This window comes from Bradyrhizobium sp. BRP23 (genome assembly GCF_020194135.1).
In the GTDB taxonomy this organism is placed as follows: Bacteria; Pseudomonadota; Alphaproteobacteria; order Rhizobiales; family Xanthobacteraceae; genus Bradyrhizobium; species Bradyrhizobium yuanmingense.
Map to the genome: position 1 here is coordinate 1 of NZ_JADYVW010000008.1, position 21855 is coordinate 21855.

At 66.5% G+C, this 21855-nt stretch carries 17 protein-coding genes and 1 pseudogene; 9 read left to right on the plus strand and 9 right to left on the minus strand.

The features are described from left to right. Positions 1-132, minus strand: a pseudogene (locus I6F24_RS21760) (invasion associated locus B family protein); the annotation flags it as partial. A 258-nt stretch (positions 133-390) separates the two neighbouring features. Here I6F24_RS21760 and I6F24_RS21765 point away from each other — a divergent pair. The 3 genes from I6F24_RS21765 (at position 391) to I6F24_RS21775 (ending at position 5065) form a co-directional block, all read left to right on the plus strand. Next, the gene (locus I6F24_RS21765) at positions 391-2247 is read left to right on the plus strand and encodes an extracellular solute-binding protein (protein WP_036028119.1); all 1857 of its coding nucleotides are present in this window, start codon (positions 391-393) and stop codon (positions 2245-2247) included. 4 nt (positions 2248-2251) lie between these two features. Then, the gene (locus I6F24_RS21770) at positions 2252-3754 is read left to right on the plus strand and encodes a class I adenylate-forming enzyme family protein (protein WP_074447962.1); all 1503 of its coding nucleotides are present in this window, start codon (positions 2252-2254) and stop codon (positions 3752-3754) included. Between the two features lie 87 nt (positions 3755-3841). Then, positions 3842-5065 carry a hypothetical protein gene (locus tag I6F24_RS21775; RefSeq protein ID WP_036028112.1) on the plus strand — a complete coding sequence of 408 codons (1224 nt, stop codon included), beginning with the start codon at positions 3842-3844 and terminating at the stop codon, positions 5063-5065. A 132-nt stretch (positions 5066-5197) separates the two neighbouring features. On the opposite strand, the gene mfd is transcribed toward I6F24_RS21775, so the two are convergent. Both mfd and I6F24_RS21785 read right to left on the minus strand, forming a co-directional pair. Continuing rightward, positions 5198-8716 carry a transcription-repair coupling factor gene (gene mfd / locus I6F24_RS21780; RefSeq protein ID WP_036028113.1) on the minus strand — a complete coding sequence of 1173 codons (3519 nt, stop codon included), beginning with the start codon at positions 8714-8716 and terminating at the stop codon, positions 5198-5200. Next, on the minus strand, positions 8713-9003 hold the full coding sequence (locus tag I6F24_RS21785) for a succinate dehydrogenase assembly factor 2 (RefSeq protein WP_036028114.1): 291 nt from the start codon (positions 9001-9003) through the stop codon (positions 8713-8715). Before I6F24_RS21785 ends, mfd begins: the two co-directional genes overlap by 4 nt. A 253-nt stretch (positions 9004-9256) precedes the next feature. Here I6F24_RS21785 and recG point away from each other — a divergent pair, with 253 nt between their 5' ends. Beyond that, a complete protein-coding gene (recG, locus tag I6F24_RS21790) occupies positions 9257-11365 on the plus strand; it encodes an ATP-dependent DNA helicase RecG (RefSeq protein ID WP_036028115.1) in 2109 nt (702 codons plus the stop codon). A 160-nt stretch (positions 11366-11525) separates the two neighbouring features. On the opposite strand, the gene I6F24_RS21795 is transcribed toward recG, so the two are convergent. The 3 genes from I6F24_RS21795 to glmS form a co-directional block, all read right to left on the minus strand. Next, entirely contained in the window at positions 11526-12383 is an 858-nt protein-coding gene (locus tag I6F24_RS21795) for an NAD(P)-dependent oxidoreductase (RefSeq protein WP_036028116.1), read from the minus strand. Between the two features lie 103 nt (positions 12384-12486). Further along, positions 12487-13257, minus strand: coding sequence for a DUF502 domain-containing protein (locus I6F24_RS21800; RefSeq protein WP_036012517.1), 771 nt, complete (start codon positions 13255-13257; stop codon positions 12487-12489). 83 nt (positions 13258-13340) lie between these two features. Further along, a complete protein-coding gene (glmS, locus tag I6F24_RS21805) occupies positions 13341-15167 on the minus strand; it encodes a glutamine--fructose-6-phosphate transaminase (isomerizing) (RefSeq protein ID WP_074447963.1) in 1827 nt (608 codons plus the stop codon). A gap of 221 nt (positions 15168-15388) precedes the next feature. Here glmS and I6F24_RS21810 point away from each other — a divergent pair, with 221 nt between their 5' ends. Then, positions 15389-15607, plus strand: coding sequence for a hypothetical protein (locus I6F24_RS21810; RefSeq protein ID WP_036012532.1), 219 nt, complete (start codon positions 15389-15391; stop codon positions 15605-15607). A 6-nt stretch (positions 15608-15613) separates the two neighbouring features. On the opposite strand, the gene glmU is transcribed toward I6F24_RS21810, so the two are convergent. Then, the gene (glmU, locus tag I6F24_RS21815; RefSeq protein WP_036028122.1) at positions 15614-16969 is read right to left on the minus strand and encodes a bifunctional UDP-N-acetylglucosamine diphosphorylase/glucosamine-1-phosphate N-acetyltransferase GlmU; all 1356 of its coding nucleotides are present in this window, start codon (positions 16967-16969) and stop codon (positions 15614-15616) included. Between the two features lie 174 nt (positions 16970-17143). On the opposite strand from glmU, the gene I6F24_RS21820 reads away from it, so the two are divergent. The 3 genes from I6F24_RS21820 (at position 17144) to I6F24_RS21830 (ending at position 19368) form a co-directional block, all read left to right on the plus strand. Further along, positions 17144-18523, plus strand: coding sequence for a hypothetical protein (locus I6F24_RS21820; RefSeq protein WP_036028123.1), 1380 nt, complete (start codon positions 17144-17146; stop codon positions 18521-18523). A 131-nt stretch (positions 18524-18654) separates the two neighbouring features. After that, positions 18655-19095, plus strand: coding sequence for an MgtC/SapB family protein (locus I6F24_RS21825; protein WP_036012541.1), 441 nt, complete (start codon positions 18655-18657; stop codon positions 19093-19095). A 117-nt stretch (positions 19096-19212) separates the two neighbouring features. After that, entirely contained in the window at positions 19213-19368 is a 156-nt protein-coding gene (locus I6F24_RS21830; RefSeq protein WP_157786023.1) for a hypothetical protein, read from the plus strand. Positions 19369-19401: 33 nt separating this feature from the next. On the opposite strand, the gene I6F24_RS21835 is transcribed toward I6F24_RS21830, so the two are convergent. Continuing rightward, positions 19402-19548 (minus strand): hypothetical protein, encoded by a 147-nt coding sequence (locus I6F24_RS21835; RefSeq protein ID WP_156447140.1) that lies wholly within the window; start codon positions 19546-19548, stop codon positions 19402-19404. 141 nt (positions 19549-19689) lie between these two features. Between I6F24_RS21835 and I6F24_RS21840 the strand changes: the two genes are divergently transcribed. Further along, positions 19690-20070 carry a hypothetical protein gene (locus I6F24_RS21840; protein WP_036012544.1) on the plus strand — a complete coding sequence of 127 codons (381 nt, stop codon included), beginning with the start codon at positions 19690-19692 and terminating at the stop codon, positions 20068-20070. On the opposite strand, the gene I6F24_RS21845 is transcribed toward I6F24_RS21840, so the two are convergent. Continuing rightward, positions 20030-21589, minus strand: a complete 1560-nt coding sequence (locus tag I6F24_RS21845) for a beta-1,6-glucan synthase (RefSeq protein ID WP_036028124.1) — start codon at positions 21587-21589, stop codon at positions 20030-20032. The two genes, I6F24_RS21840 and I6F24_RS21845, sit on opposite strands and share 41 nt — an antisense overlap. Between the last annotated feature and the right edge of the window lie 266 nt (positions 21590-21855).

Below are 21855 nucleotides of genomic sequence, written 5' to 3' on the forward strand. Positions count from 1 at the left end.
GACCCCTGCGCCGGGGGCCGGCGCAGGGGTCTGGGCCTCGGCGGCAAACGGAACGGCCAACGCCGTCGCCGTCAACAGGGCGAGAAGTCGCCCGCGCGGCCGGACGGACGCGGCCAAGTAACGGAAATTCATTGCGGAAAACCCTTTCTGAACGGGAAGTGCCCGAACCGCTCCGAAGCGCCGAACCTGGCCGCCTTGGGCGCGGCTCTCTCCCCGTCAATTGAGGCGGATAAGTGACGGGCTCGACGCTCTTGCGCGATTGGGTGCCTTCTTAACGTGGCCGACGAAAAGATCAATGCCGACAAGCGTCTTTGGCCGGTCTGGCGCGAAAGCCCCATCAAATTCCCTGTGATAAGATTCGCCCGACGGTCCTCGAATCACCTTGTGCCGATGTTCATGTTCCAGCGCCTCTTCGAGGGCCCCGGCCTCCGCCCCTATACGCTTGCCCTTGCACTTGCCCTTGCGCTTGCCGGGATGCTGTCGGCAGGCACCGCCGCGGCCGAGGAGGCCCACGCGATCGCCATGCACGGCAAGCCGGCGATGCCCGCCGACTTCAGCCACATGCCCTACGCCGACCCCGATGCCCCCAAGGGCGGCCGTCTGACCTGGGGCATTCTCGGCACCTTCGACAGCCTCAATCCCTTCATCGTGAGGGGATTGGCGGTGCAGCCGGTCCGCAACTACGTGGTCGAGAGCCTGCTGGCGCGCGGGCAGGACGAGCCGTTCACGCTTTACGGCCTGCTCGCCAGGACCGTAGAAACCAATGACGAGCGAAGCTTCGTCACCTTCCGTCTCGATCCTCGCGCCCGCTTCTCCGACGGCAAGCCGGTCACGGCCGAGGACGTGCTGTTCTCCTGGCAGCTGCTACGCGACCGCGGCCGCCCCAATCACCGGCAATACTACGCCAAGGTCGCCAAGGCCGAAGCGCCCGACCCCCTCACCGTCCGATTCGACCTGACAGGCGCCAACGACCGCGAGCTGCCGCTGATTCTCGGCCTGATGCCGATCCTGCCGAAGCACGCCATCGACGTCGCGACCTTCGAGGAAACGACGCTGACCGCGCCGATTGGCTCGGGCCCCTATCGCGTCACCGCGGTGAAGCCCGGCGCCAGCGTGACGCTTGCGCGCAATCCCGATTATTGGGGCCGCGACCTCGCCATCAATCGCGGGCTCTACAATTTCGACGAGATCCGGCTCGACTATTTTCGCGAGGCCAACGGGCAGTTCGAGGCGTTCAAGCGCGGCCTCTACGATTTCCGCGTCGAGCACGAGCCGCTGCGCTGGCACGACGGCTATGACTTTCCGGCAGCCAAAAGCGGCGAGGTGATCCGCGACACCGTCAAGCCCGGCCTGCCGCAGCCGTCCGAATTCCTGGTGTTCAACACCCGCCGTCCTGTCTTCGCCGACATCCGTGTGCGGCAGGCCCTGACGCTGCTGCTCGATTTCGAGCTGGTGAACCGCAGCTATTTCTTCGGGCTCTATTCGCGCGTGGCCGGCTATTTCGCCGGCTCGGAACTGTCGGCCCATGGCAGGCCTGCGGATGCGCGCGAGCGCGAGCTGCTCAAACCGTTCGCCACACGGATGCCGCCCGACATCCTGGACGGCAGCTACCGCCTGCCGGTCACTGACGGATCAGGCCGCGACCGCACCACGCTGCGCGCCGCGCTGAAGCTGCTGTCGCAGGCCGGCTACGATCTCGACGGCACCGTGCTGCGCAATCGCGCGACCAAGAGCCCCTTCACCTTCGAGATCATGGTCACGACGCGCGACCAGGAGCGCATCGCGCTCGCCTTCCAGCGCGACCTCAGGCGCGCCGGCATCGAGGCCAGCGTGCGCTCGGTCGATCCCGTGCAATTCGACCAGCGCCGGCTCGCCTACGAGTTCGACATGATCCAGAACCGCTGGGACCAGTCGCTGTCGCCCGGCAACGAGCAGTATTTCTATTGGGGCAGCGCGGCCGCGGACAATCCGGGCACCCGCAACTACATGGGCGCCAGGGATCCCGCCGTCGATGCCATGATCGCCGCCCTGCTCGAGGCCCGTGAACATACGGATTTCGTTTCGGCAGTGCGCGCGCTCGACCGCGCTCTGATCGCGGGCTTCTACACAATCCCGCTGTTTAACGTATCGGAGCAATGGATCGCGCGCTGGAATCGGATAGAACGGCCCAAGACCACCTCGCTCTCGGGCTATTTGCCGGAGACCTGGTGGTCGAAGGGGCAGCCGCAAGCTCATCAAGCGAAGTGACGCCGTGAACCAGCCAGCAATATCGCCGACGCTCGACACATTGTTTCAGCGCACGCTGATGCGGCAGCCGCACGCGACCGCCCTGCTCGATCCGCTCAACAAGGCACGCATCACCGGGCACCAGCCGCGGCGGATGAGCTATACCGAGGCCGATACCGCCATCGAGGCGCTGTCGGCGCATTTCGTCGAATCCGGCCTGCCCGCCAATTCCGTGATCGCGATCCAGTTGCCCAACACGGTCGAGTTCGTGCTGACCGTGCTCGCCGCCCATCGCGCCGGCCTCGTCGTCGCCGTGCTGCCGCTGCTCTGGCGCCATGCGGAACTGACCGCAGCGCTCAACCGCACCGCCGCGCGCGCCATCGTTACCATGAGCACGGTCGACGGCGTCAGCTATGCTGATCTCGCCATGCACGCCGCGGCCGAGGCGTTCTCGATCCGGCACGTCTACGGCTTCGGAAGCGACCTGCCCGAAGGCATGGCTTCGCTCGACGACGTCCTGGCACGCCCGCCCGGCACCACGCGCGCCGTGATCCAGGACGGCCGCAAGGCGGCCATGATCTCCTTCGACGTCACGGCGGAGGGCTTCCGTCCGGTGCCGCGGCCGCATTTCAGCCTGATCGCGGGCGGCCTTGCGATGTCGCTCGAAGCCGACATCAAGCAGGGCGCGACCGTGATGGCGGCGTTCACGCCGATGTCGTTCGCAGGGCTCGCCTCCTCGCTCGCGGTGTGGCTGCTCTCGGGCGGCACGATGGCGCTGCATCATCCGTTCGAGAACGATGTGCTGGAGCAGCAGATCAACGAGCACGAATGCGAGGTGCTGATCGCGCCGGCGCAGCTCGCGCTGCGGCTCGGCGATGCCGACCTCGCGGCGCGGATGCCCACTTTGCGCAACGTCATCGGCCTGTGGCGCGCGCCCGAGCAGGTCGCGGCAAGCGATGCCTGGATCGCGCCGCATGCGCCGCTGACCGACGTCTACCTGTTCGGCGAGGCCGGATTGTTCGGCGCCCGCCGCGGCGAGGACGGCATGCCGGTGCCGGTGATGCCGGGGCCGCACGGCGCTCCGCGCGAGCAGTCCGGCTCCTCCATCGCCGGCGAGATCCTGCTGACGCCGAAGGGCACGCTTGGCCTGCGCGGCGCGATGGTGCCGATCGCGGCCTACGCCCCGCCGCAGCCGGTCGGCGAGACGCTGACGGCGCAGCCGCCGCGTGACTATGTCGACACCGGCTATGCCGCGCGGCTCGATCGCCCGAGCGGCGCGATCTGCATCACCGCGCCGCCCTCCGGCATCATGGCCGTCGGCGGCTATCGCTTCCTCTCAAACGACCTGCAGGAATGGGCGCGCCGGCTCGGCCAGGGCGCGCTGCTCACGGCGCTGCCCGACCGCCTCTCCGGCCACCGGCTCGCCGGGCGCGCCCAGGACAATGCCCGCGCCCGCGAGGCGCTCAGCGAGCTCGGGCTTAACCCCCTGATGGTCGAGGCTTTTCGCGACCGCTCTGGGCCGGTCTAGGCGCGGTTTCAGCGCCTGCGTTGACGCAGCATTAAGGCGGCCAACCTAGATTGCGGCGGCAAATTGTTGCGCGATCAGAGTTTTTACATGTCCCAGGCGGGCCCGATCCTGTTTGTGTCCGATGCCGAACGCCCCGCCTTCGTGGCGGCGCTGGACGAGGACCGGCTCTTTCCCGTTGTCGACACCGACTGGACCAGCGCGCCGCGCGCGGTCGAAGAGGTGCAGCCGGCCGCGGTTCTCGCTGCGGTCCATGCCGGGCACGAGCCGCATGTGACGCGGCTTGCTCAGAAGATCGCCGCTCAATCGCCTTACCTGCCCTTCGTGGCCCTGGATGCGGCGGGCACGCTGCCGCACAACGCCCTGCCCTTCTCCTCGCGCGGCGGCAATCCCGACCGGCTGATCGCGCGGCTCCGGGCGGCGCTGCGCGTGCGGACATTGCACGCAACGGTTCTGCGCCGGCTGCCCGAAGTGAAAGTCGCGCTGCCGCAGGGCGATCCCGCACGCGATGCCACCGTGCTCCTGATCGGCCGCGGCGCGGCTTACCCTGCGCTCTCCGTCGCGTTCGGCGAACGCGTCGGCGTGGTCGGTGCGCTCTCGATCGAGGCTGCCGCGAAACACCTCAACACCCGCGATCTCGACGGCGTCGTGCTCGCCGAAGGTTTTACCGCGCGCGTGACCGATGCGTTTCTGACCGTGCTCGCCGAAGACACCCGCTTCCGCAGCCTGCCCGTGGTTGTCACCGCCCACCAGCTCACCCAGAGCTACGACCTGCCCAATCTCGAGCTGATCACCGGCGAGCCGCCGAGGATCGCGGCCAACGCGCTACCCTTGATCCGCCAGCACGCCATGGAAGCGCAGCTGAGCCGCACGCTACGCTCGATCGATGCCGGCGGCTGGCTCGATCCGCGCAGCGGCCTGCTCACGGTGGAAGCCTTCGCCCGCGATTTCGCCAAGGCGGTCGAGCAGACGCTCGCCCGCGGCGGCGGCCTCTCGGTCGCGCGCTTCGCCTTCGATCCCAACAATCCCCGCGCCCAGCTCGACGCCGCCCGCATCCTCAGCCGCCTGATGCGGCAGATGGACTTTGGTGCCGCGCAGAAGGACGGCTCGGTCATTGTCGTGTTCGCCGAGACCGACTTCCGCACCGCGCACATGATCGCGCGTCGTCTCTCGGCAGTGATGCGGCACACGTCCAACGGCAAGCACGAGATGCGCAGCGATCCCGTGGTCAGCGTGGACTCGCTGTCGCCGTCGGATACGGCAAGGTCCTTGCTGGCGCGGCTGTCGGCGGACGCGTCAAGGGCGGCGTCTTAGCTTTCTCGCGGGCTGTCGCAATAACCACCGTCATTGCGAGCGCAGCGAAGCAATCCAGAATCCCTCCGCGGAAAGACTCTGGATTGCTTCGTCGCAAGGGCTCCTCGCAATGACGCGGTGAGGCCGGTGCCTCTACGCCGCCTTCTTGCTCTCGGCGAGCTGCGCCAGCTGCCGCATGATCTCCGTGGTGCCGGCAAGACGCTCTTCCGGGGTCTCCCAGTCCTGCAGGAACACAACCTTCATGTCGGGCCGCACCTTGGCGGCCTGGCCGTAGCTGCGGATGAAGCTCACGAGGCGCTCGGGATGGGCGAAGGAATTGTCGCGGAAGACGATGACGGCGCCCTTCGGGCCGGCGTCGATCTTCTCGACATTGGCCCGGCGGCAGAACGCCTTGATCGCGGCGACCTTGAACAGATAGCGCACCTCGTCCGGCAGCACGCCGAAGCGGTCGCGCATCTCGGCGCCGAAATTCTCGATCTCCTCCTCGGTGTCGAGATCGGCCAGGCGCCGGTACAGCGACAGCCGCACCGAGAGGTCGCTGACATAGTCCTCCGGAATCAGCACGGGCATGCCGATGGTGATCTGGGGCGACCAGCGATCGGCGGCGGGCTCGGAGACGCCGGCCTTGAGGTTGACGATCGCCTCCTCCAGCATCGACTGATAGAGCTCGAAGCCGACCTCCTTGATGTGGCCGGACTGCTCCTCGCCGAGCAAATTGCCGGCGCCGCGGATGTCGAGGTCGTGCGAGGCGAGCTGGAAGCCGGCGCCCAGCGTCTCCAGCGACTGCAGCACGGTGAGCCGGCGCTCGGCCTGCGCCGTGATCTTCTGCTGCGCCGGCAGCGTGAACAGCGCATAGGCCCGCAGCTTGGAGCGGCCGACGCGGCCGCGCAGCTGGTAGAGCTGGGCAAGGCCGAACATATCGGCGCGATGCACGATCAACGTGTTGGCGTTGGGGATGTCGAGGCCGGACTCGACTATGGTGGTCGACAACAGAACGTCGAACTTGCCGTCGTAGAACGCGGTCATGATGTCCTCGATCACGGCCGGCGGCATCTGGCCATGCGCGACCGCGACCTTCATCTCGGGCACGTTCTTGTCGAGGAAGTCCTTGACCTCGGCGAGATCGTCGATGCGCGGCACCACGTAGAACGCCTGGCCGCCACGATAGCGCTCGCGCAGGAGCGCTTCGCGGATCATCAGGGGATCGTGCGGGGCGACGAAGGTTCGCACCGCGAGACGGTCGACCGGGGGCGATGCGATGATCGAGAGCTCGCGGACGCCGGTCAGTGCCAATTGGAGCGTGCGCGGGATCGGGGTCGCCGACAGCGTCAGCACGTGCACCTCGGCGCGCAGCGCCTTCAACCGCTCCTTGTGGCTGACGCCGAAATGCTGCTCCTCGTCGACGATGAGCAGGCCAAGGTCGCGGAATTTGATCGCCTTGCCGAGCAACGCGTGGGTGCCGACGACGATGTCGACCGAGCCGTCGGCGATACCCTTCTTGACCTCGTTGAGCTGCTTGGTCGGGATCAGGCGCGAGGCCTGCGCGACGTTGACCGGGAAGCCTTTGAAGCGCTCGCTGAAGGTCCGGTAGTGCTGACGCGCCAGCAGCGTGGTCGGCACCACGACCGCGACCTGCTTGCCGTCGAGCGCCACGGCGAAGGCGGCGCGCAGCGCCACCTCGGTCTTGCCGAAGCCGACGTCGCCGCAGATCAGGCGATCCATCGGGCGGCCCTTTTCGAGATCCTTCAGCGTGGACTCGATCGCGCCCAGCTGGTCCTCGGTCTCGTCATAGGGGAAGCGTGCGCAGAACTCGTCGTAGACGCCCTGCTGCACCGGCAGCTTCGGCGCTTCGTGCAGCATGCGTTCGGCCGCGATCTTGATCAGCTCGCCCGCGATCTCGCGGATGCGGTTCTTCAGTTTTGCTTTTCGGGTCTGCCAGCCCGAGCCACCGAGCCGATCGAGCTCGACCGTGGTTTGATCAGAGCCGTAACGCGATAAGAGCTCGATGTTCTCGACCGGCAGGAACAGCTTGGTCTCGGCGGCATAATGCAGCTCGAGGCAGTCATGCGGCGCGCCGGCGACGTCCAGCGTCTGCAGGCCGATGAACCGGCCGATGCCGTGATCGACGTGGACGACGATGTCGCCGGCGGTGAGGCTCGTCACCTCCGAGATGAAATTGTCGAGCTTGCGACTGGCCTTGCGCGGCCGCACCAGGCGATCGCCAAGGATGTCCTGCTCGCTGATGACGGCGATCTCGTCGGTCTCGAAGCCGCTCTCGAGGCCGAGCACGGCGAGCATGGTCTCGTTGCGCGGCGTCGCCTGCACCGTCCGCCACGAATTGACGCTGGTGGTGTGGGCGAGCTTGTGGTCGCGCAGCATCGAGGTCATGCGGTCGCGCGAGCCCTCCGTCCACAGCGCGATCACGACCTTCTTGCGCTGCGCCTGCAGCGCCATGACGTGGCTGACCACGGACTCGAACACGTTGACATTGCTGTCGTTGCGCTCCGGCGCGAAATCGCGGCCCTTGCGCGCACCTGCATCGACTACGCCGGTGCCGTCGGTCGGCACCGAGAACGGCGTCAGCCGCGCCAGCGGGATCGCGCCGAGGCGCTTGGTCCATTCCTCCTCGGTCAGGTACAGCCGGTCGGGCGGCAGCGGCTTGTAGATCGCGCCGCCGCTGGGATGCTCCATCGCATCGCGCCGGGCCTCGTAATAGTCAAGGATCTGCTTGAAGCGCTCGCGCACGGCGTCCTCGGCCTGCGGCTCGATCGCGATCGCAGCGCCTTGCAGATAATCGAACAGCGTGTCCATCCGGTCCTGGAACAGCGGCAGCCAGTGCTCCATGCCGGGATGGCGGCGGCCTTCGCTGACCGCCTCGTACAGCGCATCGTCGCGCTCGGGCGCGCCGAACTCGGCGACATAGCCCATGCGGAAACGGCGGATGGTGTCGGTGACGAGCTGGAACTCGGAGACCGGTACGAGGTCGAGCGAGCGCATGTCGAGCAGCGTGCGCTGGGTCTCCGCGTCGAAGGAGCGGATCGATTCCAGGCTGTCCCCAAAGAAGTCGAACCGCACTGGCTGCTCGAGGCCGGCCGGAAACAGATCCAAAATGCCGCCGCGCACGGCATATTCGCCGGGCTCGCGCACGGTGGAGGAACGGTTGTAGCCGTTGTGCTCGAGCCAGGCGACAACGGTGTCCATCGGCACGACATTGCCCGGCGCGACCGACAGCGCCTGCGCCGCGACCAGCTCGCGCGCGGGCACGCGCTGCACCACCGCGTTCACCGTGGTCAGCACGATCAGCGGCTTGTCGCTGCCGGTGAGCGAGGCCAGCCGCGCCAGCGTGGTCAGGCGCTGGGCGAGCACGCCGCCATGCGGCGAGACGCGGTCATAGGGTTGGCAGTCCCAGGCCGGGAAGGTCAGCACCGGCAGATCGGGCGCGAAGAACCGCAAGCCGCGTTCGAGCGACTGCATGCGCCCGCCGTCGCGGCAGACCACGGCGAGGCTGACCGCCGGCTTCTTCGGCCGCGCCGCGATGGCACGGGCGAGATCGGAGACGACGAGGCCTTCGGCACCTTCCGCGACATTGGCGAGCGTCAGCGCGCGGCCGGGCGCGAGCAGCTCGGCCGGAGATTTCATTCCCTGCTTCATGCGTTGCCGTCCGCGATCGGGAACGCCTTGATGCGGGCAAACAGCGCGCCGGTGACGTCGGCCGGCAGCACCTTGTCACCGGTGATGGCGGCATAGAGATCGGGATCGTTGACCTCGAGCAAGGTCTCGAGCTGGCTCAGCTCGTCGTCGGACAGATTGCCGATCTCGGCATCCGCGAAGCGGCCGAGGATCAGGTCCATCTCGCGCGTGCCGCGGTGCCAGCAGCGGAACAGAAGCCGCTTGCGGCGGTCATCCAGCCCGCTGCTCGATCGTGTCGTTCCCGTCATGTCTCAAATCCAGTCAAACGCAGAAAGCCCGGACGTGCCGGGCGGGGGTGATATAGCCACTTGGACCCCCGGTGTCAGCCCTTTGTTGCGGGAGGTCGTCCCTCCAATCCGTCATGGCCGGGCATAGCCGTCTGAAGGACGGCGTCGCTTCCGCTCGCCTATGTCCCGGCCATCCACGTCGCGCGGAAAAAAAGCCGTGGATGCCCGGCATAAAGCCGGGCATGACGGCGAGGAACGATCTTAGATTCCCCGAATGCGCCCCAGCCTGCTCAATCCACTGTTTGCTCCCGTGACCAGCCTGTCCGGCGTCGGTCCGAAGCAGGACAAGCTGTTGCAGTACCTGCTCAGCCGCAGCGAGACGCCGCGGCTAGTCGATCTGCTCTTGCATCTGCCGAGCCAGGTGATCGACCGCCGGGCCCGGCCGAAGATCCGCGACGCGGCCGTTGGAACCATGGTGACGCTGGAGGTCACCGTCGATCGTCACCGCCCGCCGCCGCCGCGCAATTCGCGCGCGCCGTATCTGGTCTACGCCAGCGACGATACCGGCGACGTGGTGCTGACCTTCTTCCGCGCCAAGCCGGGCTTTGTCGAGAAGCTCTTGCCGGTCGGCGAGAAGCGCTTCGTCTCCGGCACGCTGCAAATGTACGACGGCATCCCGCAGATCGTGCATCCCGATCGCGTGCTCGACGAGGAGGCGATCTCGAAGCTGTCAGGGATCGACCCGGTCTATCCGCTGACGGAAGGGCTCGCGCTCGGCTCGCTCCGCCGCGCGATCGCGCAGGCGCTGCAAAAGCTTCCCGCGCTGCCGGAATGGATCAGCCCGGAGGTGCTGCGCCGATGTGACTTCCCGCCGATCGCGGAGGCGCTCAATCGCGTGCACCAGCCGGTCGAGCTGACCGACATCTTGCCCGACCGGCCGTTCTGGTCGCGCCTCGCCTTCGACGAGCTCTTGGCCGGCCAGCTCGCGCTCGCCCTGATCCGCGCGCAGCTGCGCCGTCCTGCGGGCGTGCGCAATGCCGGCGACGGGCATCTGCGCAACAAGATCATCGATGCCCTTCCTTACGCGCTCACACCGTCACAGCGCAACGCTGCGGCGGCGATTGCCGAAGACCTCAAGCAGCCGCTGCGCATGCTGCGCCTGCTGCAAGGTGACGTCGGCTCCGGCAAGACCGTGGTGGCGCTGCTCGCGGCCGCCGCGGTCGCCGAGGTCGGCAAGCAGGCCGCGTTGATGGCCCCGACCGAGATCCTGGCGCGCCAGCACATCAAGACCATCGCTCCGCTCGCCGAGCGCGCGGGATTGCGGGTCGCGATCCTCACCGGCCGCGAGAAGGGCAAGGAGCGGCGCGAGATCATCACTGAGCTCGCCGAGGGCGGGATCGACCTGCTCGTCGGCACCCATGCGCTGATCCAGGACGATGTCGTGTTCAGGGATCTCGCGCTCGCCATCGTCGACGAGCAGCACCGTTTCGGCGTGCGCGAGCGCCTCGCGCTGACGTCCAAGGGCGAGGCTGTCGACGTGCTGGTGCTGAGCGCAACGCCGATCCCGCGCACGCTGGTGCTGACCTATTTCGGCGATATGGACATCTCCGAGCTGCGCGAAAAGCCGGCCGGCCGCCAGCCCATCGATACCCGCGCCGTGCCGATGAGCCGCATCGGCGAGGTCATGGAAGGCGTCGGCCGTGCGCTCGAAGCCGGCAAGCTGGTCTACTGGATCTGCCCGCTGGTCGAGGAGTCCGAGGCTGAGGGCACCGAGCATCTCACCAACGCCACCAAGCGTTTCGAGACCCTGCAAAAGCGCTTCGGCGATCGCGTCGGCCTCGTCCACGGCCAGATGAAGGGCACCGAGAAGGACCGCGTCATGGCCCAGTTCGCCGCGCACGACATCGGCCTGCTGGTCGCGACCACCGTGGTCGAGGTCGGCGTCGACGTTCCGGCCGCCACCATCATGGTGATCGAGAACGCCGAGCGTTTCGGTCTTGCCCAGCTCCACCAGCTCCGCGGCCGCATCGGGCGCGGCTCCGAAGCATCGACCTGCATCCTGCTCTATGGCGAGCCGCTCGGCGAGATGTCGAAGGCGCGGCTGAAAGTGATCCGCGAGACCACCGACGGCTTCCGCATCGCCGAGGAAGACCTGAAGCTGCGCGGCGAAGGCGACGTGCTGGGCGTGCGCCAGAGCGGCCTGCCCGGCTACCGCATCGCGCGCCCGGAGGTGCATGGCCAGTTGATCGCCCAGGCAAGAGACGAGGCGCTGCGAATCCTCAAGGAGGATCCGAAGCTGAAGGGCGAACGCGGCGAAGCGCTGCGGTGCCTGCTGTATCTCTATGAGCGCGACGAGGCGATTCCGCTGATCGGAGCGGGCTAACTTTGAGGCAGTGCCGCAAGATTCGTGACAGACGCAAAGGCACCGGAACCTCCACGTCATTGCGAGCGCAGCGAAGCAATCCAGAATCTTCCCGCGGAGGCAGCCTGGATTGCTTCGCTGCGCTCGCAATGACGTGTTGAGAGAGCGAGAATGCGCGCGATCAGGCCTTCTTCCGCGCGATGCTCGCCGCGAAGGTCTTCATCAATCCCGCATCCACAGCCTCCCCCTTCGCATCCTCCGCCAGATGCTCGAACCACCGCGCAAAGCCCTCGTAGATCTGGCTGGCCGGATGATCGGGCCCGAGGAATCCTGAAATCTCCCGCATCTCGGCGACCCAGCGATAGGCCTTCGGGATCATGTCGGGCAGCGCGACTTCGAGCCGCGCCAAGATGGCGGGCTGGCTCAGCGCGAGCTCGTCGCGCAGTGCATCGGCCGCGCCCGCCTTCGTGGCTGCGATCACCATCGCCGATCCGATGCCGGCGAGGCCCTTGACGACGCCGGCATAGGACATTTTCAACGCCGAGGCCGCGCCGACCGGGCCTTCGACGATCCGCACGTCGAGGCCGAGATCCCCAAGCACGGCAACGTCCTTGGCGTGCTCGCCCGACATGTAGAAGGCCGGGCTCTTGCCACCTGGCTGCGGCGGAAAGCCGATGATGCCGGCATCGACGAACGGCGCCTGCACCGAGCCGATGATCTCCTCGATTCTTTGCACGGTATCGACATTGACGGCGTTGCAATCGACCACGACCGGCTTCTTCTCGCGCCTGACGATCAGCGCGGCCAGCCGTTCGGCCAGCGCGACGGCCTCGCCCGGCGGCACGATCGAGAGGATGATGTCGGCGTCCGCGATCGCATCGTCGTCGGCGCCGACCATGCCGGCGTCCGCCGCGCGTTTCAGCGTCGCCCCGCTCCGCCCCTTGAGCGACGTCAGCACGCGCGCACCGTTCTCGCTGAGGCGGCGGGCCACGGCGCTGCCCATGGCGCCGGGGGCGAGGATCGCAATGGTTTTGGACATCGTGCACTCCAGGTCGAATTCCGAGCGGCAGGTTCGGTCGACCTGAGCCTAGCAGAGGACGAATGCGCCCGCGTGAACGCGACCATCCCGCAACGGAATGGCCCTACTCCGCCTTCGCAGGCTCGGGCCGGAGCGTGGAGGCATTGGCGATACGCGCGGCATTCGCCATGCCCGCAAGCGCGGCCGCCTTCTTCGGATCGGGCGACGAGCCCGGCTGCACCACGCCGGCCGACATGATCAGCGTCGCGGCGTCCTCGGCGGTGAGATCGACCTCGATGATCTTGCTCTTGGGGACATAGAAGAAAAAGCCGGTTGTCGGGTTCGGCGAGCACGGCAGGAACACCGACACGTGCTCCTCCTGCCCCGGCAGGCTGCGCGAGATGTCCTCGTTCGGCGACTGCGAGATCAGCACGATCGACCACATGCCCGGCGAAGGAAACTCGACCAGGCCCACTTTCCGGAAGCTCGAGCCCTTGCCCGAGAACAGCGTCTCGAACACCTGCTTCAGGCCGCGATAGATCGCGCGCACCGCCGGGATCCGGCCGAGAAAGGTCTCGCCGACATCGACCAGCGTGCGGCCGATCAGATTGGCCGCGAGGAAGCCGACCAGCGTCAGCGTGAAGAATGCGACAATCAGTCCCCAGCCGGGAATGACGTAGGGAAGATAGGTTTCCGGCCGGTAGGCCAGCGGCACGAACGGCCGCACCACGCCGTCGACCCAGGTAACGAACCACCAGACCAGATAGAGGGTGATCGCAATCGGCCCCGTCACCACGAGGCCGGTCAGGAAATAATTGCGGAAACGGCCCATCAGGCCGGTATGCGGTTCCGGAACGGGATCAAGAGGCGCAGGCGCGTCGTCGCGGGGGGTCATTCGGGTTCCAGGTCGGTCGCTACCACAAGCTAGGGTCTTCTAGCAGGTTTTGGAAGAGAGCGGCCGATCGATATCCAGATTGCCTATTCCACGGTCACCGATTTTGCGAGGTTGCGCGGCTGGTCGACGTCGGTCCCCATCACGACGGCCGTGTGATAGGCGAGCAGCTGCACCGGGACGGCATAGACCATCGGCGTGAAGGCTGCTGCCATATCGGGCATGACGATGGTGATGAGGGACTCGACCGTCGCCTCCGCCGCGCCCTTGGCATCGGTCATGAGGATGATGTTGCCGCCGCGCGCGGCGACCTCCTGCATGTTGGAGACGGTCTTCTCGAACACGCGGTCGTGGGGTGCGATGACGACGACCGGCATGGTCTCGTCGATCAGCGCGATGGGGCCGTGCTTGAGCTCGCCGGCGGCATAGCCCTCGGCGTGGATGTAGGAGATCTCCTTCAGCTTGAGCGCACCTTCGAGCGCCAGCGGGAAGCTGGTGCCGCGGCCAAGATACAGCACGTCGCGCGACTTGGCGATCCGGTGCGCTAGCTTCTCGATCTGGAGCTCGCTCGTGAGCGCATCGGCCATCAGGCGCGGAACCTCGACGAGCCCGTGGACCAGCTTGGTCTCGTCCTCGTCCGACAATTCGCCGCGCGCCTTGCCGGCCGCGATCGCAAGGTTTGCCAGCACCATGAGCTGACAGGTGAACGCCTTGGTCGAGGCGACGCCGATCTCGGGTCCCGCCAGCGTCTGCAGCACCGTCTCGCTCTCGCGCGCGATCGTCGAGGTCGGCACGTTGACGACCGCGATCGTGTGCACGCCCTCGGCCTTGGCATAGCGCAGCGCCGCCAGCGTGTCGGCGGTCTCGCCCGACTGCGAGATGAAGATGGCGAGGTCGCCCTTGCGCAAGGGCGCCTCGCGGTAGCGGAATTCGGAGGCGACGTCGACCTCGACCGGCAGGCGCGCAAAGCGCTCGAACCAGTATTTGGCAACGAACCCGGCATAGCTCGCTGTGCCGCAGGCGGTGATGTTGATGCGCTGGATGTTCTTGAAATGGAACGGCAGCGCGACCGGCAGCGCGACGCGCTCGGTTGCCATGTCGACGTAGCGCGCCAGCGTGTGGCCGACCACCTCCGGCTGCTCGTGGATCTCCTTGGCCATGAAGTGACGGTAATTGGCCTTGTCGACCAGCGAGGTCGAGGCGGCGTGCCTGATCTTGTCGCGCTGGACGGCATGGCCGTCCTTGTCGAAGATCGCGGCGCTCTTGCGGGTCAGCACCACCCAGTCGCCGTCCTCGAGATAGCTGATCGTGTCGGTGAACGGGCCGAGCGCGATGGCGTCCGAGCCGAGATACATCTCGCCGTCGCCGTAGCCGATCGCCAGCGGCGGGCCGTTGCGGGCGCCGATCATGAGGTCGTTGTCGCCAGCGAAGATGAAGCCGAGCGCGAAGGCGCCGCGCAGGCGCGCCAGCGTCAGCTTCACCGCTTCCACGGGCTTATTGCCGCGCGTGAGCAAATCGTCGACAAGATGCAGCACGATCTCGGTGTCGGTCTCGGTGTGGAACACCGTGCCCTTCTTTTCGAGCTCCTCGCGCAGCTCGCGGAAATTCTCGATGATGCCGTTGTGGACCACGGCGACGCGCTCGGTCGCGTGCGGGTGGGCGTTGTTGACGGTCGGCTTGCCGTGGGTGGCCCAGCGCGTGTGACCGATCCCGGTGGTGCCCTTGAGCGGCTCGGCCTCCAGCCGCTTCTCCAGATTCTTCAGCTTGCCCTCGGCGCGGCGGCGCTCCAGGTGCTTGCCTTCGAGCGTGGCCACGCCCGCGGAATCGTAGCCGCGATATTCGAGGCGTTTGAGCGAATCCACCAATTGCTCTGCAACCGGCTCGCGCCCGAGAATGCCGACAATCCCGCACATGCGGATCACTATCCCCCAAATCGTCGAAAAAATCGCCTAAACGACGCGCCCGGTTTTTAGCGAAAATAGCAGGGAACCAGATACTCAATAATTATTGCTGATTGAGACAGCACGGGCCCGCGACCGCTGCGTCGTCTGCGTCGAATTGGCCGGCTTAAACCGCGCACGTTAACCGATTGTCAATACATTTGGCCAACGATTCCGGTCAGGAGAACCAGGCCATGAAAGGCTCATCCGACCGCAAGGGTCTGTCGTCGATGTATCTGCGCGCCAGCGAGACCACGGGCACGCACCTTGCGCATTGGCCGCCGCCGCTGCGCGGCAAAGAGAACAAGCCCCTCTTCATCAAGCATCCCGAAGGCGAGCCGGTGAAGCGCGCCAAGCCGCGCGGCTGGCGCCTGACCCGCGCGATCTTCTCCGAATTCGCCGACGAAGAATAGCGCCGCTCACGTCTCCGGCTTCTTGCCGCCGGTCTTCATCTCGCGATAGCGCGCCGCGCCGCCATCCCGGATCGTCTGCGGGCTCCGCTCCAGCGCCATCGCGTCGTCGGGGACGTCCTTCGTGATCACCGAGCCCGAGCCGATATAGGCACCATTGCCGATCGTCACCGGGGCGACCAGCGAGGAGTTGGTGCCGACGAAGGCGCCCTGCCCGATCACTGTCTTGTGCTTCTTGAAGCCATCGTAGTTGCAGGTGATGGTGCCGGCGCCGATGTTGGAATTGGCGCCGACGGTGGCATCGCCGATATAGGAGAGATGGTTGACCTTGACGCCGGCCTCCAGCGTCGCCGCCTTGGTCTCCACAAAATTGCCGATGCGCGCGCCGTCGCCGAGCGAGGTGCCGGGCCGCAGCCGCGCATAGGGTCCGATCGAGACCTTCCTGCCGAGCGTAGTCTCGACGATATGCGAGAACGAATGGATCACCGCGCCGTCCCCAATCGACACGCCGGGGCCGATCACCACGAACGGCTCGATCGTCACGTCCTTGCCGAACACGGTGTCAGCGGACAGATACACCGTCTCCGGCGCGATCAGCGTGACGCCGGCCTCCATCGCCGCCTTGCGCAAACGCGCCTGCATTACGGCTTCGGCCTCGGCGAGCTGCGCCTTGGTGTTGATGCCGCGCACCTCGTCCTCGCTGGTTTCGATCACCACCGACTCCCATCCCTGCCTGCGGACGATTTCGACCGCATCCGTCAGATAATATTCGCCCTTGGAATTGGCATTGCCGATCTGCCCGAGAATGTCGAGCGCACGGCGACCGTCGATCGCCATCACGCCGGCATTGCACAGATCGATCTTGCGCTCGTCCGCGCTGGCATCGGCCTGCTCGCGGATCGCAACCAGGCGGTCGCCCTCGACGATGAAGCGGCCGTAGCCGGTCGGGTCGGCGGCGCGAAAGCCGAGCGCGGCAATGGCTGCGCCGCGGGCGAGCGGCGCGCGCAGCCGCGCAAAGGTCTCGGCCGAGATCAGCGGCGTGTCGCCGAACGCGATGAGGAGATCGTCGGCGCCGCTCGCGATCGCCTCGCGCGCCGCCAGTACCGCATGCGCGGTGCCGAGCCGCTCGGCCTGCACGAAGGTCAGCGCGTCGGGACGGATGCGCTTGGCTTCGTCGGCGACCGCCTGATGATCGGGGCCGATCACCACCGCGAGCGAGGTGCCGGTTCCCTTGGGTGCGGCGGCGAGCACGTGCGCGAGCAGACTCCGGTGCGCGACCGGATGCAGCACCTTCGGCAGGCTCGATCGCATGCGCGTGCCTTCGCCGGCGGCGAGCACGATCGTGAGGCTGGAACGGGCGGTCATCGAAATCCTGACAGCTATGGCCGAATCAAATTGGCGCGGACGGGCGGCAACGCCCTCGGAAGCTATCGCCTTGCTACCCCCGCAAACGCCCGGAATTCAAGTGCGGCGCGCTTTTCCTGTTAATGTTCCCTGATTGATTCGGGGAAGCCGGACGGGGCTGGGCGCTTAACATTCATGGCAAAGGAATCCGACCCACTGGCGGACGCTTTCTCCACTAAGGAGACCGGCGGGCTGTTCTCCGGACTTTTGGCCGAGGAAAGTGCCTTCGACCGGCGCATGATGTGGCGGCTGGGCTCGTGGGGCGTGGCGGCCGTCGGCGCCGTCGTCATTGCCCTGATGGCCAACCAGGCCCAGCTCGGCTGGCGGCGCGACCAGGTTGCGTCCGCCGATCTCGTGCGCCAGGCCGACCGGCTGCAGCTGCTGACCAAGGAGAGCCAGAACGAAGCGCGCCGGCTCGCCGCCGCGATCGAGACGCTGAACAGCGACCGCGACCGGCTGTATTCGCGCGTCACCGTGCTGGAGCAAGGGCTCGATTCCGTCACCGGCGCCATAGCGAAGCAAGCGGCCGCGCCGCCGCCGGGCGCGAAGCCGCAGGACGCAGCACCCGCGGCTCCCAATGTCGCGCCGGTTGCTTCGACGCCGACGGCGACGAGCGAGAAGCCGCGCAGCGAAGCCGCCAAGGATGCTCAGAAGGATTCGCCAAAGGATGCTCAGAAGGAAACGTTGAAGGAGCCGCCGAGCCCGCCGCCGCAGACCGCGGCCGCCGCCTCGCTCGTGCAACAGAATCCGGCCATGACTTCGGCGCTGCCGACCATTCCGCTGGTGCCCGCCAAGTCGCTCATGGCGCCACCTGATCCGGCCGCATCGAAACTGATTCAACCTGAGACAGCCGAGCAGAAGGCCGAGCCGGCGCCCGCCGCAGCCGAAATCGTGGCGACAGCAACCAAGCCGCCAGAGCCAGCCGAGAGCGAATCCCCTGCCATCGCCGTTCAGCAGACGCGCTTTGCGATCGATCTCGGCGGCGCCAACTCGATCGACGGCCTGCGCGCGCTCTGGCGCGGCGTGACCAAGTCCAACCCGGAGATCGCAGCGCTGCGGCCGATCATCATGATCAAGGAAGGCAACACCGGCCTCGGCATGCAGCTCCGCCTGGGCGCCGGCCCCCTGGTCAATGCCGCCGCCGCCGCAAAATTCTGCGCGGGTCTCGCCGAGAGCAATCGTCACTGCGAGACCACCGTGTTCGATGGCCAGCGCCTGTCGATGCGTGGCGGTCCGGACAAGGTACAAGACAAGGCGCAAGAGAAGACTCAGGACAGAGTCCCGGACAAGGGTTCGGAGACGAGCCAGGACGCTGGCCCTCCAGCTGAAACGGCCCCTGTGTCGAGCGCGAAGCCCGAAAAGCCGCAACGCCGCCGCAGCTACTCCTCAAAACGCACCAAGCGCGACGAGCCCGCCCCCGCTCCCGCCGCGCAGCCGGCGCCAGCACCGGCGAAACCGGAGGCGGCAGCGTCGTCCGCGGGATCGACGCTGTCGTCGTTCTTCAGGCGACAATGACGCCTCGGTCCCGGCGCACGCAGCCAGCATGCGACCAACGGACGCTTGGACCTCGGCCGCGCTTGGCAGCAAGTTCGCAGGTCCATGTCCGACGTGCGCGAAGCGTCGCCCCTCCAGAAACGCGGGTCTTGATGAACGAACTGGATGATGTGCTGAGGCTACTCGTCGCGGCGGCTACGGGCCTCGTGATCGGCATCGACCGCGACATGAACGACAAGCCGGTGGGCATGCGCACCCTGGCGCTGGTGGCCTTGGGCTCTGCGCTGATCTCGATTTCCGTGATCGAGTTTCAGAATTTGCGCGACCACCCGGATGCGGTCTCGAGGGTGGTCCAAGGCATTGTTACCGGCGTGCTGAGCGGCGTCGGCTTCATCGGTGCGGGCGTCATCCTGCACGACGTCAAGGCCAAGACGGTTCATGGCCTCACTACGGCGGCGACTGTCTGGATCGCTGCCGGTCTTGGCATCGCCTGCGCGCTGGGCGCCTGGCTGCTGGTGGGCGCTGCCATCGCAGTCACGTTATTCGTGCTGTTCGCGCTCAGCTGGCTCGAACGTCGCCTGGGGTTGAAGTAAGTCTGGTAGTCGCACATGGCCGGTGAGCGGCTTCATGCCTCCGCCCAAGTACCAAATGATACGAACGAGACCAACCTGACACGGCACACTCCGCACCGGACTTGATTCGGAGCGGAGATGACGGACGCGAACTTTCTGCGTGAGCAACTCGCGTTGATCCGCGAACTGGCCGAGCTGGCCGATCCCCACATCAGGAAGCGACTGCTCGCCTTGGCGGAAAAATACGAGCGCCGGCTGGCGGAGCAGAGCCGGAACACGCAAGGTCGCAGCTGATCGTCCTTGATCGCCCTTGGCGCAGGCGATGACCTATTCCATGCGCGCCTTCTCCTTCAGATCGCGGATGCGCATCTCCGCCTCGTCCTTGGACTGGACGATGTCCGACCAATCCTCGACCCGCGCCTCCTTGCTCAGCCTCTTGAGCTCGCTCAGCTGCTCCTGCGTCGGCTTGTCCATGCCTCACTCCTAGGCGGTGTTGGCAACACAATGTTGAGAACCAGCGGGAGGCTCGCGTGTTCCTGGAGAGTGCCCGGGCGGATCAACAGAAACCTCGCCTGCCCTGTTGCCTGGCCGCGCCTTCCCGACCATATTGCCGCCATGACAAAGAAGCCCTTCCGCCTCACGCCCTACCAGGTGCAGTTCCTGCTCGTGGTCGGATTCGTCACCGTCGGCTGCGCGCTCTACGTGCGCTATCTCGCGATCGAGTTTTCGCAGGTCGCGCTCGCCTGCGACGCCGGGCTTCAGACCCTGGTCTGCAAGTCGCGCTCGGTCTCGACCGTGCTGTTCAAGAATTCGGTGTTCGGCATCGTGGCGCTGGTGGTTGCGACGCTGAACCTGATGCGGCCGTCGATCGTGCTGCTGACCGTCGGCCTCATCGCCGCCGGCCTCGGCATCGTGCTCTACAATGTCGTGCTGTCGGGCCTTGCGATCGGCCTGCTTATCCTTGGCTTTGCTCGGCCCGCGCCCGCCACAGCGTGAGCGCGAACAACAGATAGATCGCGCAGGTCCACAGCGACTGCCAATTGTCGCGACCTTCGTTGAACAGCACGTACACGGCGGACAGCGCCAGCACCCCCGCGAACACCGCTTCGGCGATCGGACGCTGGCCGATCTGCGGCCGGTTCAGCATCAGAAGCGCAAACGGCACCACAGCCATCGTCAGCGCGGCGTAAGGAAAATCCTTGTAGCGCGGATCGAACACGAAGCCGAGCGCGGTCGCGGAAGCGATCACCGCGGTCACCGCCAGCGTCAGGCCGAGCACCGCCGTGAGCTTCGACCATTTCCGGCCCTCGCGCGGGCCGAGCAGGTCGAGGAAGGTCGGCAGGCTGCGGCCGATCACCATCGCCTGCGCGCAGAAGATCGGCGACAGGATGCCGGCCAGCAGCAACGCGCCCCAGAGCAGCCAGCCGCCGATCCCGTAGCTCTCGTAGTACATCTTGTCGGCGCCGATCCCGAGCAGGATTCCGGCGGTCGTCGCCGAGATGCCGACGCCGAGCCAGGCCGGGAAACGCGGTGTCCACGGCCGGCGGCGCAGCGTGATCAGCGCGACAGCGAACACCAGGACGGAAAGCCCCATGCCGGCGCCCATGTACCATTTCCAGTACGGGAAATTGCTGATCGGCTGTCCCGGCGGATATTTCAGGCTCCTGCGCACCGAGTCGTAGAGGCCCCAATAGCCGCCGACGGTGCCTTCCAGCCTGCGCTTCCAGGGCTGGTCGTAGGACTCGATGAGATTGACGCGGAACTTCTGCGCCTTCGCAAGGCCGAGGATTTCCGAGACGACGCGCGCCTGATTGGTGCGCGAGGGCAGTGCGCCGTCGCGCATGCGGCCCGCGCTCGGCCAGCCGGTTTCGCCGATCAGGATCTCCTTGCCGGGAAACGCCACCGCCATGCGCTCGCGGATCTGTTCGACATGGGCGGCAGCGAACTTCGCCCTGATCGGGAAATCCTCCCAATAGGGCAGGATATGAATCGTGACGAAGTCGACGGCGTCATACACCTCGCGGTTCTTCAGCCAATATTCCCACACATCGGCATAGGTCACGGGCACGCCGACCTGGGTCTTAACCAGGCGGATGAGAGCGACGAGGTCCGCCGTCGTCATCTCACCGCGCAGCAGCACCTCGTTGCCGACGATGACGGAGGTGATGACGTCAGGGAATTGCTTGATGAGGCGAATGGCGAGCCCGGCCTGCTCGTAGTTCTTGGTGCGGTTGCTCGAGAGCCAGATGCCCTGCAGCACCTTCATCCCGCCGACCTTGGCGGCGACCGCCGGCACCTGGTCGAGCCCGTTCTCCAGCGAATAGGTGCGGACGCAGTCGGTGATCTCCTTGAGCTGGCGCAGGTCCTGTTCGATCTGGTCGGCATCGATATGGGTCCATGCGTCCAGCGGCGACTGCTCGCCGCGGAACGGCGCGTAGGAGACGCATTGAACCTTGTCGGCGGGATCGATCGGGGCGCGCGCGAGCGTGATCGGCGTGGCAAGCCACCACCACACGGCAGCGATCGCACCCAGTGAGACGAGCAGAAGCGCCAGTGGCGTACGAAGAGAAATCGGTTCCGTCCTCCGCGAAGGGCCGTCGATTACCTTCTCGCACGCCGTCTGCCAAGGGGGCACGTCCGGTGGATCCCTTGCGCCCCCAAGGAATTTACCTGCGCCGGTTCACCGTGATCTAGGATCGTGACTTTGCTGGACAAAATTCGAAATACAGGTCATGGACTCCGAAAGACTTTTCCGCCGCATTGGAGACCCATTTGGACGCC